The organism is Rhodanobacter ginsengisoli (assembly GCF_042657065.1).
GTDB classification, from domain to species: Bacteria; Pseudomonadota; Gammaproteobacteria; order Xanthomonadales; family Rhodanobacteraceae; genus Rhodanobacter; species Rhodanobacter ginsengisoli.
Window position 1 is genome coordinate 572,131 of record NZ_JBHSNF010000003.1, and the last position, 16,196, is coordinate 588,326.

13 protein-coding genes are annotated in these 16,196 nt (G+C 67.9%); 6 read left to right on the top strand and 7 right to left on the bottom strand.

Annotation, left to right across the window (positions count from 1 at the left end; genetic code table 11):
* The first annotated feature begins 67 nt into the window (after positions 1-67).
* Both ACFPPA_RS15945 and prmC read left to right on the top strand, forming a co-directional pair.
* The gene (locus ACFPPA_RS15945; protein ID WP_377321667.1) at positions 68-4,261 is read left to right on the top strand and encodes a hypothetical protein; all 4,194 of its coding nucleotides are present in this window, start codon (positions 68-70) and stop codon (positions 4,259-4,261) included.
* The gene (gene prmC, locus ACFPPA_RS15950) at positions 4,254-5,081 is read left to right on the top strand and encodes a peptide chain release factor N(5)-glutamine methyltransferase (RefSeq protein WP_377321669.1); all 828 of its coding nucleotides are present in this window, start codon (positions 4,254-4,256) and stop codon (positions 5,079-5,081) included. Before ACFPPA_RS15945 ends, prmC begins: the two co-directional genes overlap by 8 nt.
* Positions 5,082-5,246: 165 nt before the next feature.
* On the opposite strand, the gene dxs is transcribed toward prmC, so the two are convergent.
* Positions 5,247-7,139, bottom strand: a complete 1,893-nt coding sequence (gene dxs / locus ACFPPA_RS15955; RefSeq protein WP_377321734.1) for a 1-deoxy-D-xylulose-5-phosphate synthase — start codon at positions 7,137-7,139, stop codon at positions 5,247-5,249.
* Between the two features lie 145 nt (positions 7,140-7,284).
* On the opposite strand from dxs, the gene ACFPPA_RS15960 reads away from it, so the two are divergent.
* Positions 7,285-7,728, top strand: a complete 444-nt coding sequence (locus ACFPPA_RS15960; protein ID WP_377321671.1) for a low affinity iron permease family protein — start codon at positions 7,285-7,287, stop codon at positions 7,726-7,728.
* A gap of 7 nt (positions 7,729-7,735) precedes the next feature.
* Here the strand turns inward: ACFPPA_RS15960 and ACFPPA_RS15965 are convergent, their stop codons facing one another.
* Positions 7,736-8,335, bottom strand: coding sequence for an HNH endonuclease (locus ACFPPA_RS15965; RefSeq protein ID WP_377321673.1), 600 nt, complete (start codon positions 8,333-8,335; stop codon positions 7,736-7,738).
* A gap of 229 nt (positions 8,336-8,564) precedes the next feature.
* Here ACFPPA_RS15965 and ACFPPA_RS15970 point away from each other — a divergent pair, with 229 nt between their 5' ends.
* Positions 8,565-9,338, top strand: coding sequence for a SapC family protein (locus ACFPPA_RS15970; RefSeq protein WP_377321675.1), 774 nt, complete (start codon positions 8,565-8,567; stop codon positions 9,336-9,338).
* Positions 9,339-9,404: 66 nt separating this feature from the next.
* On the opposite strand, the gene ACFPPA_RS15975 is transcribed toward ACFPPA_RS15970, so the two are convergent.
* Positions 9,405-9,878 carry a GNAT family N-acetyltransferase gene (locus ACFPPA_RS15975; RefSeq protein ID WP_377321676.1) on the bottom strand — a complete coding sequence of 158 codons (474 nt, stop codon included), beginning with the start codon at positions 9,876-9,878 and terminating at the stop codon, positions 9,405-9,407.
* A gap of 162 nt (positions 9,879-10,040) precedes the next feature.
* On the opposite strand from ACFPPA_RS15975, the gene ACFPPA_RS15980 reads away from it, so the two are divergent.
* On the top strand, positions 10,041-11,489 hold the full coding sequence (locus ACFPPA_RS15980) for an RNB domain-containing ribonuclease (protein ID WP_377321677.1): 1,449 nt from the start codon (positions 10,041-10,043) through the stop codon (positions 11,487-11,489).
* On the opposite strand, the gene ACFPPA_RS15985 is transcribed toward ACFPPA_RS15980, so the two are convergent.
* Together ACFPPA_RS15985 and ACFPPA_RS15990 are read right to left on the bottom strand one after the other, a co-directional pair.
* Positions 11,464-12,504, bottom strand: a complete 1,041-nt coding sequence (locus ACFPPA_RS15985) for an Lnb N-terminal periplasmic domain-containing protein (RefSeq protein WP_377321679.1) — start codon at positions 12,502-12,504, stop codon at positions 11,464-11,466. The genes ACFPPA_RS15980 and ACFPPA_RS15985 overlap by 26 nt on opposite strands.
* A gap of 207 nt (positions 12,505-12,711) precedes the next feature.
* Positions 12,712-13,122, bottom strand: a complete 411-nt coding sequence (locus ACFPPA_RS15990) for a hypothetical protein (RefSeq protein ID WP_377321681.1) — start codon at positions 13,120-13,122, stop codon at positions 12,712-12,714.
* A 263-nt stretch (positions 13,123-13,385) separates the two neighbouring features.
* Here ACFPPA_RS15990 and ACFPPA_RS15995 point away from each other — a divergent pair, with 263 nt between their 5' ends.
* Positions 13,386-13,622 carry a hypothetical protein gene (locus ACFPPA_RS15995; protein ID WP_377321683.1) on the top strand — a complete coding sequence of 79 codons (237 nt, stop codon included), beginning with the start codon at positions 13,386-13,388 and terminating at the stop codon, positions 13,620-13,622.
* A 184-nt stretch (positions 13,623-13,806) separates the two neighbouring features.
* On the opposite strand, the gene ACFPPA_RS16000 is transcribed toward ACFPPA_RS15995, so the two are convergent.
* Both ACFPPA_RS16000 and ACFPPA_RS16005 read right to left on the bottom strand, forming a co-directional pair.
* On the bottom strand, positions 13,807-15,597 hold the full coding sequence (locus ACFPPA_RS16000) for an acyl-CoA dehydrogenase C-terminal domain-containing protein (protein WP_377321685.1): 1,791 nt from the start codon (positions 15,595-15,597) through the stop codon (positions 13,807-13,809).
* 43 nt (positions 15,598-15,640) lie between these two features.
* Entirely contained in the window at positions 15,641-16,123 is a 483-nt protein-coding gene (locus ACFPPA_RS16005) for a hypothetical protein (RefSeq protein ID WP_377321687.1), read from the bottom strand.
* Positions 16,124-16,196 lie beyond the last annotated feature (73 nt).

The following is a 16,196-nucleotide window of genomic DNA, read 5'->3' on the forward strand; positions in this document are numbered from 1 at the left end:
GCCACGCTGTATGCCTGCCGTCTACCGCCTACACTGTGCCGGCCGTGCGGCACACAGGGAGAAGGGCATGTCGGGTCGATCATGGGGTCTGCTGCGTCTGGGGTTGTCGGTTTGGCTGGGGTTGCTGCTCGTTGCGCCGTTGCCGGCGCAGGACATCCCGCCGCCGTTGCGCGACTGGCAGGGCTGGGTGCTGCATGACGTGCCCCGGCACGACTGCCCGTTCCTCGCCAACCAGATGCCGACTCCCGGCACCTACCAGTGCGCCTGGCCCGGTCGGCTGACAATCGATGCCGGCCAGGACGGCGGTCGCTTCAGCCTCCAGGTGCATGTGGATGCGCCAAGCTGGGTCGCGCTGCCGGGCGACGGCAGGAACTGGCCGCAACAGGTCAGCGCCAACCGGCAGGCGGCGACCGTGCTGCAGCGTGGCGGCGTGCCGATGCTGTGGCTGACCCCGGGCGACTACCGGCTCAGCGGCGTCCTGCCCTGGTCCACGCGCCCCGCGCGCTTGCGCGTTCCGGCGGCGATCGGACTGGTTGCGCTGCAGGTCGACGGTGCCGCGGTCACGCGCATCGAACGCCATGGCGAGCAGCTGACCCTGGGCGAGGCCGCGGCGGCACAACAGGCTTCCGACGCGCTGGCGCTGCGCGTCTACCGGCGCCTGCAGGACGGACTGCCCGCCACCCTGCAGACCCGATTGCAGTTCAACGTCACCGGCAGCGCGCGCGAGCAGCTGCTTGGTCCGGCATTGCCGGCGGGCTTCGTGGCGACGGCGCTGTCCGGCAATCTGCCGGCGCGGCTGGAGGGCGATGGTCGCCTGCGCGTGCAACTGCGACCGGGCCAGTGGACCGTCACGCTGGATGCCCGCAGCGTCGAGCCACTGGGCAAGGTGGCGCTGAAGCTGCCGCCGGCGCCGTGGCCGCGGCAGGAGATCTGGAGCTATGCCGATGACCCCGCCCTGCGCGGCACGCGGGTGGAAGGCCGTCCCATCGATGCCGCGCAAGCGGGCGTGCCGGGCGACTGGGCCGCCTTGCCGGCGTTCGCGCTGGACGATGGCGCCGGCCTGGCCATCGAGCAGGGCACACGCGGTGACGAAGGCGGCCAGGGCGATCAACTGCGCCTGCATCGCCAGCTGTGGCTGGACTTCGACGGCGGCGGCCTCAGCGTCGCCGACCGGCTGAACGGCGAGCTGCGTCATCACCAGCGACTGGACGTGAGCACTCCGTGGCAACTGCAGCGCGCGGCGCAGAACGGCGAACCGCTGCTGATCACGCAGGGCGAGCACGGCGCCAGCGGCGTCGAATTGCGCGATCGCCAGCTCGATCTGCAGGCGGGATTGCGCCTGCCCGGCCACGCCGCGGCGATCCCCAGTTCCGGCTGGCAGGTGCCGCTGGACGGGATCGACGCGACCCTGCATCTGCCTTACGGCTACCGTCTGCTCGGTGCGATCGGCGCGGACCGTTCGCCCGATTCGTGGGTGGCGCAATGGAGTCTGCTCGACCTGTTCGTGGTGGCGCTGATCGCGCTGCTGGCGGGACGCCTGCTCGGCTGGCCATGGGCGCTGCTGGCCGCCGGCTATCTGGCGCTGGCCCAGCACGAGAACACCGCGCCGCTGTGGACACTGGCCGTGGTGCTGGCGCTGGCATTGCTGCTGCGGGCGCTGCCTGAGGGGCGATTGCGCTCGGCAGCGCGGATCGGGACGCTCGGCGTGTTCGCGCTCGCCGTGCTGTGGACGCTGCCGTTCGCCGCGAGCCAGCTGCAATATGCCCTGCATCCACAGCTGGAGGGCGGCCACCAGGGCGGTATTCAGAACCGCATCGTGTCGGCGAATTTCATCGAGCCGCCCGCGCAGGACGAGCTCGCGATGAATGCGCCGCAGGAGCCGGAACTCAAGGCCAATCAGGAACGTGCAGCACCGGCGCCGTCACCGGCGTCTCCCACCGGGGAGATCAGCGAGAATGCCGTGCAGTACGCCCCGGCACAGCAATCCATGCTGGCCGGTGGCGCGGCCCGGGGTTCCAGATTGCAGTCCGTGGTCGTAACGGCTTCGACGATTACGGCCGCTCAGCGTAATGGCCTGGACCAGGGCTCGCGCACGCTGATCCAGGCGGGTGCCGGCATGCCGCACTGGGACGAAGGCAACGACTATCGCCTCGGCTGGTCCGGTCCGGTGACGGCGCAGCAGAGCACGCGGCTGGTGATCGCGCCGGCATGGCTGGTGCGGCTGTTGCGGGTGGCCATGGTGGTCTTGCTGGCCGCGCTGCTGGCGAAGCTGGTGACGACCCTGCTGTCGCCGTGGCAAGGCCGCTGGGCAAGCTGGCGCCGGGGCAGCGCGGCGAGTGCGGCGCTGCTGGCGCTGATGTTGTCGACGCATGGCGCGCAGGCGCAAGGCCTGCCCGACCAGCAGCTGCTGGCCCAGCTGCGCAGCCGCCTGACCGAGGCGCCAAAGTGCGCGCCCGCCTGTGCCGATCTGGCCCAGGCGCAACTGCAGATCAAGGACGACACGCTCGACCTCGAACTGGACGCGCACATCGGCACGCCGGTCGCCCTGGCGTTGCCGCAGGCCGACGAGGGGCTGCAGCTGCTCGACGTGGCCGTGGACGGTCACGCCGATGCCGCGCTGACCCGCCAGGGCGATCAGCTGCTGCTGCGACTGGATCGCGGTGTGCACCGGGTCGGCCTGCGTTACCGCATCGGTGCGGGCGACACCGTCAGCCTGCGTTTCCCGCTGCACCCGCAACGCGTCGTGTTTTCCGGCCAGGGCTGGTCGGCGGACGGGATCGACGACGGCCGCGCGCTGGGCGACAGCATTGCCCTGCATCGCACGCGTACCGGCAGTGACGGCCGTCGTCTGGCCGCGGCGCAGAGTTTTCCTCCGTATGTCCGGCTGACCCGCACCCTGGTTCTCGGGGTCGACTGGACGGTCGAGAACGTGGTCGAACGGATCGCGCCGAGGGAAGGTGGCTTCAGCATCACGCTGCCGCTGCTGCCGGGTGAGCATCCACTGGGCGAGGGCGTGCCGGTGAAGGACGGTCGCATCGACATCACCTTCAACGCGAACAGCAACGTGGTGCGCTGGAACAGTCGCCTCGATCATGCGCCGCAGCTGGCGTTGAAGGCACCCGGACTGGGTGAGCGCGCCGAAGTCTGGCAGATCGATGCCGCGCCGATGTGGCATGTCGATGCGAAGGGTGTGCCGACCAGCGCCAGTGACCAGGGTCTGCTGTACCAGCCGCTGCCGGGCGAGACCCTGCAGCTCGCTTTCAGCCAGCCCGTCGCCGTGGACGGTGCCAGCCTGGCCTTCGATGGGGTGAGCATGGCCAGCACGGCCGGCGAGCGCGCCACCGAAACCCGCCTGACCCTGCAGGCGCGCAGCACGCGCGGCGGCGAACACGCGATCGACCTGCCGGCCGGCGCCGAACTGCTGCAGGCGCAGCGCGACGGCGAATCGATCAACCTGGCGATACGCGACGGCAAACTCAGCCTGCCGCTGTTGCCGGGCAGCCATGCCTACTCGCTGCGCCTGCGCGAACCGCGGGGCATCTCCGCCCGCATGCACACGCCGACGTTCGCGCTGCACGCGCCGGTGGCGAACATCGACCTGGCCTTGCAGCTGCCGCAGGATCGCTGGGTGCTGTGGACCTGGGGCCCCACCGATGGACCGGCGGTGCTGTACTGGTCGCAGCTGGTCGTCCTCCTGCTGGCGGCATGGCTGCTCGCGCGGTTTGCACCCACGCCGCTACGTTTTCGCCACTGGCTGCTGCTCGGGCTGGGCTTCTCCGCATTCGCCTGGAGTGCCTATGCGCTGGTGGCGGCATGGATGATCCTGCTGGGGTTGCGCGCGCGCGGGGCGCCGGCCGAACGATGGAGTGCGACCCGCTTCAACCTGCTGCAATGCGCGCTGGCCGCACTGACCCTGCTGGCGCTGGCGGTGCTGATCAGTGCCGTGCCGAAGGGGTTGCTGGGGCTGCCGGACATGCACGTGGCCGGCAACAACTCCAGCGCCTGGAACCTGCACTGGTTTGCCGACCAGAGCGCGAATGCGCTGCCACTTGGCGGCGTGTTCAGCGTCTCGCTGTGGGTCTACAAGATCGCCATGCTGGCCTGGGCGCTGTGGCTGGCGAACGCGTTGATCGGCTGGATGCGCTGGGCGTTCGATGCGTGGACGCACGGCGGCTACTGGCGCAAGCGCGAGCCGAAGCGGGGAGTGACACCGCCGCAGCTGCCGCCCTCATCGGAGCAGGGGGCGGCGCCCGATGCCTGATGTGCGCAGCGTGCTGGCCAAGGCCGCGCAACGGCTCGGCGAACGGGCCGACGCCGAGCTGTTGCTGCTGCATGTCGTGGAGCAGCCACGCAGCTGGCTGTTCACGCACGCGGAAGACGTGCTCGGTATGGACGTCCAGACGGCTTATGCGGCCCTGGTCGAACGCCGCGCGGCGGGCGAGCCGGTGGCCTACATCACCGGCCGCCGCGGCTTCTGGTCGCTGGACCTGGAAGTGACCCCGGCTACCCTGATCCCGCGCCCGGAGACCGAGCTGCTGGTGGAGCTGGCGCTGGAACGACTGCCGCCGGACACCGGCGTGACCGTGGTCGATCTGGGCACGGGCAGCGGCGCCATAGCCCTGGCCATCGCCAGCGAGCGGCCGCGGGCAAACGTGATCGCCACCGATGCCAGTGCCGAGGCTCTCGCCGTGGCAAGCGGCAACGCGCAGCGCCTGGGCATCGCCAACGTCAGCTTCATGAGAGGCGACTGGCTGGCCCCGCTGGGCGAGCGGCGAGTCGCGATGATCGTTTCCAACCCGCCCTACATTGAAGCGGCCGATCCGCACCTGGCGCAGGGCGACCTGCGCTTCGAGCCGACCAGCGCGCTGGCCTCGGGCGAGGATGGGCTGGACGATATCCGCCGCATCGTGATCGACGGGCGCGAGCACCTGCAGTCCGGCGGCTGGCTGTTGTTCGAACACGGCTGGAACCAGGGTAAGGCGGCACGCGCGCTGCTGCTGAAGGCAGGGTATGCACAGGTATTCACGGCGCGGGATCTCGAGCTGCGCGACCGCGTCAGCGGAGCCAGCCTGCGCGCGTGAAGGGCGCACACAGCGCAGACGTGGCGGGCAACATGGATCGGACTTGACGAGCAGGCACTACCTGATCCGGGCCCGCCTTTCCGGGCGATCTCGAGCCGTGTCGAGAAATGCAGGATGCCGCGGAGCGCGCATCTCATGCTGCCGGGGCGATGCCTCGTTGCCGCGTCAGCCGGCGCTGGCCGCGTGGGTGGCACTCAACTGCGGGAAGCGTGCATTGATCGCCGTGCGGATGCCGGGGAGGTCCAGGCCCGCCATGCTCAGCACTTCCTCGCGGCTGCCGTGCTCCAGATAGACGTCGGGAAGGCCCAGGTGCAGGATCGGCAGGGTGATGCCGTGCGCGGCCAGGCACTCGGCCACGGCGGAGCCGGCACCGCCGGCGATCGCGTTGTCTTCCAGCGTCACGAACGCGTCGTGGGTTTTCGCCAACTCCACGATCAGCGCCTCGTCCAGCGGCTTGACGAAGCGCATGTTGACCAGGCTGGCGTCGAGTTCGCCGGCGATCGTGGTCGCGGGCGCGAGCATCGCGCCGAAGCTGAGCAGGGCCAGGCCGTGACCGCGCCGGCGCAGCTCGGCCTTGCCGATCGGCAGGGTATCCAGTGCCTCATGGATCGCCGCGCCGGGGCCGCTGCCGCGCGGGTAGCGTACGGCGGCGGGACCGGCGTAGCCGAAGCCGGTGCTGAGCATCATGCGGCACTCGTTCTCGTCGGCCGGCGCCATGATGACGAAGTTCGGCAGGCAGCGCAGGAAACTGAGATCGAAGCTGCCCGAATGGGTGGCGCCATCGGGGCCGACCACGCCGGCGCGGTCGATCGCGAACGTCACGTCGAGATTCTGCAGCGCCACGTCGTGGATCGCCTGATCGTAGGCGCGCTGCAGGAAGGTCGAATAGATCGCGACCACCGGCTTGGCGCCCTCGCAGGCCATGCCGGCGGCCAGCGTCACCGCGTGCTGCTCGGCGATCGCCACGTCGAAGTAGCGCTGCGGATATTCCTTCGAGAAACGTACCAGCCCGGAGCCCTCGCGCATCGCCGGGGTGATCGCGAGCAGGCGCTCGTCCGCGGCGGCCTGATCGCACAGCCAGTCACCGAAGATGTCGGTATAGCTGGGCTTGGCCGGCGCGTTCTTCTTGACCAGGCCGGCCTGCGGATCGAACGGGCCGACCGCGTGGTATTCGATCTGCGCCTGCTCGGCCGGGGCGTAGCCCTTGCCCTTGGTGGTGATCACGTGCAGCAGCTGCGGGCCGGGCAGGTGCTTCACCGTGCGCAGCGCCTGCAGCAGTTGCGGAATGTTGTGGCCGTCGATCGGCCCGGTGTAATGGAAACCCAGTTCCTCGAACAGGGTCGAGGGCACGAACATGCCCTTGGCATGTTCCTCCCAGCGCTTGAAGAAGCGGCCCATGAAGGACTGCTTCGGGATCGCCCGCTTGGCCCGCTCGCGCCATTCGTTGAGCCGGCGGCTGGCCATCGCGCGGGCCATCACCTTGGTCATCGCCCCGACGTTCTCGCTGATCGACATGCCGTTGTCGTTGAACACCACCAGCATGTCGGGCTCGACGTCGCCGCCGTGGTTGAGTGCCTCGAATGCCATGCCGGCGGTCATCGCGCCGTCGCCGATCACCGCGACCACCTTGCGCTGGTCGCCCTTGCGCTGCGCCGCGATGGCCATGCCCAGCGCCGCCGAGATCGAGGTGGACGAGTGGCCGACGCCGAAGGTGTCGTACTCGCTTTCCTCGCGGCGCGGGAACGGGGCCAGGCCATCCTTCTTCTTGATCGTGGTGATGCGGTCGCGGCGACCGGTGAGGATCTTGTGCGGATAACACTGGTGGCCGACGTCCCACACCAGGCGGTCGTTCGGCGTGTCGAATTCATGATGCAGGGCCACCGTGAGCTCGACCACGCCCAGGCCCGCGCCGAAGTGGCCGCCGGAGCTGGCCACGGCTTCGATCAGGTACTGGCGCAGCTCGTCGGCGACGGCCGGCAACTCGTCATCGGGGACGCGGCGCAGATCGGCGGGCGTCTCGATCGGGGCGAGATGGGGGTAGCGGGTGAGGTCGTTCATCTGCGTATTGTTGGCCCAGCGGCGGGGCGGGGCAAGGGCAGGCATGTGAACGGTTCGGGGCAAGGCCGCCGGAAAAGCGTCTGCACGTGCCGCAGACATCCGTGAAGTGACGCTGCGTCCAGCCCACGCATCGAGGAATCCGGCCATGTCCGCACGCAAGCTGTTCCGCCGTTTTGCCGAAACCACGTCGCGCTATGCCGGCAAGCCGATGGCGTTCATCCTGGCCGTCGCCCTGGTGGCCGTATGGGCGACAACGGGCCCGCTGTTCGGGTTCGGCGATACCTGGCAGCTGGTGATCAACACCTCGACCACGATCATCACCTTCCTGATGGTGTTCCTGATCCAGAACAGCCAGAACCGGGATACCGCGGCGCTGCAGATCAAGCTGGACGAGCTGATCCGCACCAGTCAGGCGCACAACGCGCTGCTGGACCTCGAAGAACTGGACGAGGAGGACCTCGACCGGATCCGCAAGCACTACCGCAAGCTGGCCCACACCGCCTACACCAGCATCGACACGATCGAGCAGGATGCGCGCGACCTCCACAACGACGAAAACGGTGACGGCGGGAACGGTACGCCCGGGTGAAGTCCCCTCAGGCGTTGATCGGTCGTCGGTCGCGCGGCAGGCGGCTGACCAGGAACTCCATCTGGTCGGCCAGGATGTTGCGGTTGGACAGGATCAGGTGCTCGACCCAGCTGGGCCGGTACGGCACCGCCAGCAGCGGCATGTTGGCCTGCTGTGGCGTGCGGTTGCTCTTCTTCAGGTTGCAGGCGAGGCAGGCGCTGACCACGTTTTCCCATTCGTCCTTGCCACGCTTGGAGATCGGCAGCACGTGGTCGCGGGTCAGCTCGGCACGGGTGAAGTGCTCACCGCAATACAGGCAGATGTGGCGATCGCGGGCGAACAGCGCCGTGTTGGTCAATGCCGGTGCCGGGTCGATCGCGTGTTCCCGGCAATGGCCGGTGCTGGCCACGATCGGATGCAGCTGCAGCTGGCTCTGCACGCCAAGCAGACGGTTGTGGCCACCATGCACGGTGAGGCAGGGGTCGCCCAGGGTCCAGGCGACCGCGTCGCGGACATACAGGCAAACCGCGTCCTGCCAGCTGATCCAGTCGAGGATCCTGCCGGCGGCGTCCAGCGACAACACGCGGGTCGCGTTGAGATCGGCCCGGATTGACACATCCATCAGCATGTAAATCGTCCTTCAGCCAGGGCTTCGAAAGAGCGTTTCGGCAATGCATGGTGCTTGTCTGGGGGCAGCATAGAACAATTCGATTGCAATTCGCATGCAGGCGGGCGGCCGGGCAGTCGCCGCCACCGGGCAGCGCTGATATGATCGACAGTCAACACAGACCCTGCGCCGGGTTTGGTAGGGGCGCTTCGGTGGTGACCCGGCACGGCGAGGGCAAAGGTGGATCAACGTGGCTGAAGTCATTTTCTACGAGCGTCCGGTGCCGCTCAATCGTGCCGAACACAAGGACCTGCGCCTCAAGGCGATGCCGAACCTGAAGTTCGCGATGAACACGCATTCGGTACCGCTGACCGGTGCGGAGTTCGGTATTGCCGCCCGCGACCTGCTGATCGTGTTCGCCGGTACCGAAATGTCCAACGCCGGTCCGATCGCGCTGCTGGGCCTGCGCGAGAACGAAAACCTGTTTGTCGATGCCGAGGGTCAATGGGCGCCGAACGTCTACATTCCGGGATTCATCCGGCGTTATCCGTTCGTTCTCGCCGAGAAGCCGGCCGATCAGGAAGGTGAGGACTTCACCGTGTTCCTCGATGAGCACTACGAAGGCTTCAACAACGTGGATGGCGAGCGTCTGTTCAAGGAAGACGGCAGCGACACCGAACTGCTGACCAATGCCGTCAACTTCCTGGGCGAATTCCAGCAGAACATCACCCGCACCCGCTACTTCATGCAGCAGCTGGTCAAGCATGACCTGCTGGAGCCGCGCAACGTGCAACTGCAGAAAGGCGGCCAGGACGGGCGCTCGATCAATCTCGCTGGCCTGTTCGTGGTCAACGAGGAAAAGCTGCGTGCGCTGGACGAGAAGGTCACCCACGAGTTCCTGCGTGATGGCGTGCTCGGCTGGGTTTACGCGCATTTGCTGTCGCTGGCCAACGTCGATCGCCTGGCCCAGCGCCTGGATGCACGTGAGCGGGCCGAGGCGGCAGCCGGTACGACCACGAACTGATTGCCGGGCTTGCATCGGCACCAGCAAGAAGAAGCCGCCCTCGGGCGGCTTCTTCGTTTGATGACTTCAGCGGACCGGTTTGGCCAGCCTCAGCAGGTCCTCTGCGTAGCCACTGGCCTCGTACAGCCCGCGTGCACGCACGTTGCCCGGGAACACCGCCAGGGTGACCATGTGGCAGTGGTGTTCGCGCGCCCACTCCTCGGCATGCGCCAGCAGTGCCTTGCCGACACCGTTGCCCTCGTGTTCCGGCACCACCGCCAGATCGGAAACATGACAGTTGCTGCGCCCGGTGAAGAAATCCGCGGTGCGCTGCAGATGGATGAAACCCACCCGGGTGCCACCCGCATCCTCGGCCACGAACAGGTAGCTGTTCGCCGGCTGGTCCTCCAGGTGCCGGAGCAGGTCCTGACGGATGCCCTCGATGCATTCGTGTCGACGCCGCCACGGGGGCAGGGTGAAGTCCACGAAGCGTGGCACCAGCGCCAGGATGAAATCGTCGTCGTCTTCGGCCAGACGGATCAACAGCGGTGTATCGGTCATGGGGAATCGATAGTCGGTGGAGTTGTCCAGCCCGTTTCTACACCTTGTGTGCTGGCCATGGAAGTCCTGCCGCAGCGACGCGTGTATATTTTGCCGGCGCGACCGACGCGCGGGCAGGGGGCGCCCTGATCGCCGATCGAAATCAACAGCGGGAAAATGTCCGTGTCGACTACGCGTCGCATCCATATCCAGTCCACCGACGACCGTGTGCTCGTGCAGGGCATGCGCGATATCCAGGACGAGCTGAAATTGCCGCCGGCCTTTCCGCCCGAGGTCGAGGCCGCGGCTGCGGCGGCGGCTGCCAATCCGCGGTTGCCGCAGCTGGATCGCAGCGACCTGCCGCTGGTCACGCTCGATCCGGCCGGATCGCTGGACCTGGATCAGGCGATGCATGTGCAGCGGACCCGGGGCGGCTACCGGGTGTACTACGCGATCGCCGATGTCGCCGCCTTCGTGACTGCGGGGGATCCGGTCGATCGTGAGGCGAACCGGCGCGGCGAGACGCTGTATGGAGCGGACGCGAAGATTCCGTTGCATCCGAAGGTCCTGTCGGAAGGGGCCACCTCGCTGCTGCCCGATCAGCCGCGTCCGGCGCTGCTGTGGACGATCGACCTGGACCGCAGCGGCGAGGGTATCGCCGTCGACGTGCAGCGGGCACTGGTCAGGAGTCGCGCCCGGCTGGATTACGCCAGCGTGCAGCGGGATATCGACGCCGGCAGGGGCCAGCCGATGTGGGCCGTGCTGCGTGAGATCGGCGAGTTGCGCAAGCAGCGCGAGCAGGCCCGCGGCGGGGTCAGCCTGCCCCTGCCGGAGCAGGAGATCACGGTCGCCGCCGGCCGCTGGACGCTGACCTTCCGCGCGCGCATGGCCGTGGAGGAATGGAACGAACAGATCTCGCTGCTGACCGGCATGGCCGCGGCGCATCTGATGGTGCGGGCCGGCGTCGGCTTGCTGCGCACCCTGCCCGAGGCGGACCCGCAGGCGATCCGGCGGTTGCGGATCACCGCCTCGGCACTGGACATCCCGTGGCCGGCCGAACTGGACTACCCGGGATTCATCCGCTCGCTGGATCCCGCCAACGATACCCACGTGGCGATGTTGACCGCCTGCACCACGGTGTTGCGCGGGGCCGGCTATGCGGCGTTCGACGGAGTGCTGCCCGAACAGCCGATGCACTCGGCCCTCGCCGCGGAATACACCCATGCCACCGCGCCGCTGCGCCGGCTGGTCGATCGCTACACCGGCGAGGTGTGCGTGGCGCTGTGTGCGAACCAGCCCATCCCCGAATGGGTCCGGGCCGCGCTGCCCGGGCTGCCGGCCACGATGCAGGCTTCCGGCCGTCGCGCGCGGCAATACGAGAGGGCCGTGCTCGACCTGGCCGAGGCCGCCGTGCTGGCGCCGCAGGTGGGTGGGATGTTCGATGGAGCCATCGTCGAGGTCGCCACGAGCGATCCGACCCGGGGCCGGGTGATCCTGCGCGGTCCCGCGATCGAGGCGGGCGTATCCGGCGGCGCACCGTTGCCGCTGGGCGCCGAGGTCAGGGTGACCCTGGTCGAGGCCGATCCGGTCAGGCGGGTGACGCGCTTCACGTTGGCGGCGCAGCCGGGCTGAGCGCGCCGGCTGGTGGCTGCGGGGCACGGATGACGCGGGAGAAATCGTCCTGTGCCGTCGCGCCCCGCGCGCGCAGGGTGATGCGGCCCCGTTCGCGCAGCGTGTCTAGCGGCAGGCTGCGATCCAGCGCGCCCACCTCGTGCAGATATTCCGGCAGGTAGCCGGTCAGCAGCAGGCGAACATCCCACGGCAGGCCGGGGTCGATCTGCCGCGCCATGCGGTAGACGATGGTGGTGCAGTTCGAGGTGAAGGTGTTGTAGAACGCCGGTCGCCCGGCCAGCCGGTTCGCGGCCTGGACATAGGACAGGAACAACGCCTGCATGGCGGCCCTGTCCATGCGCAGCGGATACAGGTAGTCGTCCTCGCCGCGCACATTGGTGCGCACGCGGATGATGTCATTCTCGTCGGCGGCGACAAGAATGGTTTCGAAGCGCTTGAAGAAGCCGCCGATCGGGGAGTACTGCTGGCCGCGCCGCTTGCGGATCTCCACCGAGAACACCACGTGGCGGCCGTCGTCGAAGCCGAACGAGATCATCGCGTGGGCGATCGCCTGGCTGCCCCAGTAGGACAGCACGGCATCGGCCGAGACCAGCCGGTCGAGGTCGTATTCGCGAACCTCCCAGCGGATGTCGTAGTCGCTGTCGCTGCGCCAGTGGAAGTTGCGCACGTTGTCGAGGATGACGTGGTTGCCCTGCACCGTACCGGTGAGCAGGCGGGCGACATCGTCGGCCCAGATCCGCTGATGGGATGGCGCGATGCCGATCCACCACAGCAACAGGATCGCGTGGATCGCCGCGTACCCGAGCAGCGGCAGCCAGCTGTGCCGGCCGATCGCGACGGCGACCAGCACCACCACGGCGAGGGCCCAGAGCGTGCTGCCTAGCGTGCGCACGAGCAGACGACCCGGCAACTGGTACCACAGTGCCAGCGCTCCCCAGGCGCCGGATAGGAATGCGGCCAGCGCCATCAGCACGACGAGTGCCATGCGGCCGATCATCCAGAGCTGCTTTGTCATGCCGTTCCCGAAGCGTCGGTTGATTGGGTGGGCTGCTCAGCCGGCCCGCATGGAGACGGGCCGGCGGCATGCCGCCACGATGTCCGGATCCTGCGGTCGACATGGCGATCACCGGCGAAACGGGAAGTCTCGCCGGTGATCGCGCCGATCACGTCCGTGCGGGCGAGTCCCGGGCCGGGGCCGCCCGTGCCGGGCAGATGCGTGGCATCAGCCTTGCCGGTACAGCTTCATCAGGCCGACCACACCCAGCCCCCACACGCCGTTGAGCAGCAGCGCGCCGAGGATCAGTTTCGGATCGAAGCCGCCGGCCACCGGCATTCCCTTCATCGGAAACACCACGAACAGCGCGACGATGCTGGGCAGCAGCGCGCCCCATACGGCGCCCCACAGCCAGCGCTTGCCGCCATGCTGGTTGCGGATCAAGGCCCACAGCACGATGCCCCACAGTCCACCCCAGAAGGCCAGCGACAGCACCGCCGGCACGCCCAGCGGCGGCACCGGGGTCATGTTCCAGGCCGGGTGCGGAAATGCCCCGGCCAGATGCAACAACTCCAGCAGTCCCTGATGAAATGCCAGGGTGGAAACGAAACCCGCAACGAACGCCAGTAGCCACTTCATCGCAATCTCCCGTGAGGATGGGTCGCCCGGTGTTCGATGCCTGCGCGCCGCCACCGGTTCGGATGCATCTCAAGCGTCGCGTCCAACCCTTGCCGGATCCGTCCGGGTGGTCGCAACGGTCCAGCCGGTGAATCTCGAGTGGCCATCACCGGCAAGGCAATATAGCCCGCTTGTCCGGCCGCGGGACAACCGCGTTGCCCGGCGTGGTGACGCCCGCATCGCCAGTGCGAGCCAGTTGGCAAGACTGTTGCTTTGGTGACTGCATGAATGACATGGCCTACGACATCTCTCATCTGCTCGAGCCCGAAATGGCCCAGCTGGAAGCGCCCACCCTGCGTATCGCCAAGGCGCCACCGGCCGTACCCGCTCCGTCGGGCATAGTGGTCGCGCAGGAAGCCCTGGCGCGCGAGCTGCTGGCGGTCGCCGACGTTCACGAGGAGCTGATCCAGCAGTATCTGCGGATGAGTGGTTATTCCCCGCAGGACGGCTACGACGCCTGAGGTTTCGCTGGCTGCCGGGACGATGTCGCTTTTGAGCCAAAGGTGACCTGCTTCGGCACATCATCTGACGCAGGCTGACGGCATCGCCTTCGAGGTGAAGCGCCGCCGCCAACGTCGGCAGGACATGGTGCAAAAAAGAAGGCCCGGGAAACCCCGGGCCTTCTTCTGTCTTGCAGGTGATGGCTCAGGCGATCGCGGGCAGGCTGTCCACCCCGGCCTCGATCGCGGCCTGGTGGGTCAGGCAGCGCGGCAGGATGCGGGCGAAGTAGAACGTCGCGGTGTCGCGCTTGGCCTGCTTGAAGGCCGCCGACTGCGTGCCGGCTTCCGCGGCCGCTACGCTGCGTGCCCACAGGTAGGCGAGCGCGACATAGCCGGAGTAGTACAGGTAGTCGGTGGCGGCGGCACCGAGCTCCTCCGGATTCGCCTGCACGCGTTCGGCCAGCTTCAGGGTGAGGTCGCTCCAGTTCCGGGTGGCGACCGCAAGCGGCGCAATGAAGGAACGCAGGGCCTCGTCGGCGCTGTGCTGCTGGCAGAACGCGCTGATCTCCTCGAGGAAGTGCTTGAAGCCCACGCCCTGCAACTGCATGATCTTGCGGCCGAGCAGGTCGGCCGCCTGGATCCCGGTGGTGCCCTCGTACAGGGTGATGATGCGGGCGTCACGCACGAACTGCTCCATGCCGTTCTCGGCGATGTAGCCATGGCCACCGTAGACCTGCAGGGCCTCCTTGGTGCACTCCTGCGCCAGTTCGGTGACCACACCCTTGGCGATCGGGATCAGGAACGCGACCAGCTCGCCGGCCTTCCGGCGTGCCGCCTCGTCGACGCCGCGCGACTCGATGTCGGTCTGCAGTGCGGTGTACAGCAGCAGCGCGCGCGAGCCTTCGACGAAGGCGCGCTGGGTCAGCAGCATGCGGCGCACGTCCGGCTGCACCAGCAGGTTGTCGGCCGGCTTGTCGGGGAACTTCGGGCCGGACAGCGCGCGCGACTGCAACCGCTCGCGGGCATAGTTGAGGCTGTTCTGCAGCGCACGCTCGGCCAGCGCCAGGCCCTGCACGCCGACCGACAGCCGCGCGGCATTCATCATGGTGAACATCGCCATCAGGCCCTTGTGCGGCTTGCCGATCAGGTAGCCCTCGGCGCCGTCCAGGTTCATCACGCAGGTGGAGCAGGCGTGGATGCCCATCTTGTGCTCGATCGCGCCGGCGGCGACGCTGTTGCGTTCGCCCAGCGAGCCGTCCGGATTGACCTTGAACTTGGGCACGATGAACATCGAGATGCCGCGGCTGCCTTCCGGCGCATCGGGCAGGCGGGCCAGCACCAGGTGCACGATGTTCTCGGTGAGGTCGTGCTCGCCCGCGCTGATGAAGATCTTGGTGCCGGTGAGGCGGTATTTCTGATGGCCGGCGGCATCCTTGTCGCCCGGCTCGGCGCGGGTCTTGAGCAGGCCCAGGTCGGAGCCGGCCTGCGGCTCGGTCAGGCACATCGTGCCGGTCCAGCGGCCGGCGACGATCGGCTTCATGTAATGCTCGCGATGCCACTCCTCGCCGTGGATGGCCATCGCATGGGTGGCGCCTTCGGACAGCAGCGGATAGAGGCTCCAGGCCAGGTTGCCGGACTGGAAGATCTCGGTGGTGGCGGTGCCCAGCACGCCGGGCAGCGCCTGGCCACCGAACGCCTCGGGGTTGGTCAGGCCGGTCCAGCCGCCGTCGGCAAACTGCTTGAACGCCTCCTTGAAGCCCTTCGGCGTGGTCACCGTCTGGGTCGCCTTGTCGAAGTGGCAGCCCTCGGCGTCGGCGGGCGCATTGGTCGGTGCCAGCAGTTGTTCGCTGAGGCGACCGGCCTCTTCCAGCACGGCGTCGAGCAGGTCGCGGCTGTGTCCTTCGCCACCCTGCAGCGAGGTCAGGGTCGGCTCGGCACCCAGCACGTCGAACAGGGTGAAGCGCAGATCATCGAGTGGGGCCTTGTAAGCAGTCATGGTGATTCCTTGGGGGAAAGTGGCGTCGTGGAAAGGGACGGCATCAGCGCCAGGTGTGGGCGATGCCCGGCACCGGCGAGATCCAGGCTTTGCCGTCGAAACTGAAGTCGCGTGGTTTGTCTTCCTGCTCGGGTTTGGCGCTGGCGGTGCCGCTGATGCGGTAGGCGACCGCACCGGCACTGCCCTTGGCGGCGACGGCCTGCAGTGCCTGGCTCATCGCGGCGGTGGGCAGCACGTCGAGCTGGATCACGTCACCGGCCAGCTCGGGGATGTCCCGCTCGAAGGTCGCATGCAGCCGGACCGGTACGAGTTCGGCGATCTGCAGCCGGCCCTCGATCGACCTGAAATCCATTTCGCCGTAGCTGTTGTTCTGGATTCGCACGATCAGTCGCCACTGACCGTTCGGCAGCTCCGACAATTGCTGGATGCTGAGGGTCGGTGGAAAGATGCTCTTGCGCGCCGGCCCGCAGGCGACCAGGCCGGCGCCGAACAGGACAAGCAGGAAACCTTGCAGCAGTCGTCTCATGGGTGCACCTCAAACGATTGTTTGAATCTTAGCAAAGTTGGCGGAAATTCCCATGACGCTCCGCAACGGGCAT

Bases quoted from the DNA above. Each gene is read 5' to 3' on its own strand.
- ACFPPA_RS15945 (WP_377321667.1), top strand. From the start codon at position 68: ATGTCGGGTCGATCATGGGGTCTGCTGCGTCTGGGGTTGTCGGTTTGG.
- prmC (WP_377321669.1), top strand. From the start codon at position 4,254: ATGCCTGATGTGCGCAGCGTGCTGGCCAAGGCCGCGCAACGGCTCGGC.
- dxs (WP_377321734.1), bottom strand. From the start codon at position 7,139: ATGAACGACCTCACCCGCTACCCCCATCTCGCCCCGATCGAGACGCCC.
- ACFPPA_RS15960 (WP_377321671.1), top strand. From the start codon at position 7,285: ATGTCCGCACGCAAGCTGTTCCGCCGTTTTGCCGAAACCACGTCGCGC.
- ACFPPA_RS15965 (WP_377321673.1), bottom strand. From the start codon at position 8,335: ATGCTGATGGATGTGTCAATCCGGGCCGATCTCAACGCGACCCGCGTG.
- ACFPPA_RS15975 (WP_377321676.1), bottom strand. From the start codon at position 9,878: ATGACCGATACACCGCTGTTGATCCGTCTGGCCGAAGACGACGACGAT.
- ACFPPA_RS15985 (WP_377321679.1), bottom strand. From the start codon at position 12,504: ATGACAAAGCAGCTCTGGATGATCGGCCGCATGGCACTCGTCGTGCTG.
- ACFPPA_RS15990 (WP_377321681.1), bottom strand. From the start codon at position 13,122: ATGAAGTGGCTACTGGCGTTCGTTGCGGGTTTCGTTTCCACCCTGGCA.
- ACFPPA_RS15995 (WP_377321683.1), top strand. From the start codon at position 13,386: ATGAATGACATGGCCTACGACATCTCTCATCTGCTCGAGCCCGAAATG.
- ACFPPA_RS16000 (WP_377321685.1), bottom strand. From the start codon at position 15,597: ATGACTGCTTACAAGGCCCCACTCGATGATCTGCGCTTCACCCTGTTC.
- ACFPPA_RS16005 (WP_377321687.1), bottom strand. From the start codon at position 16,123: ATGAGACGACTGCTGCAAGGTTTCCTGCTTGTCCTGTTCGGCGCCGGC.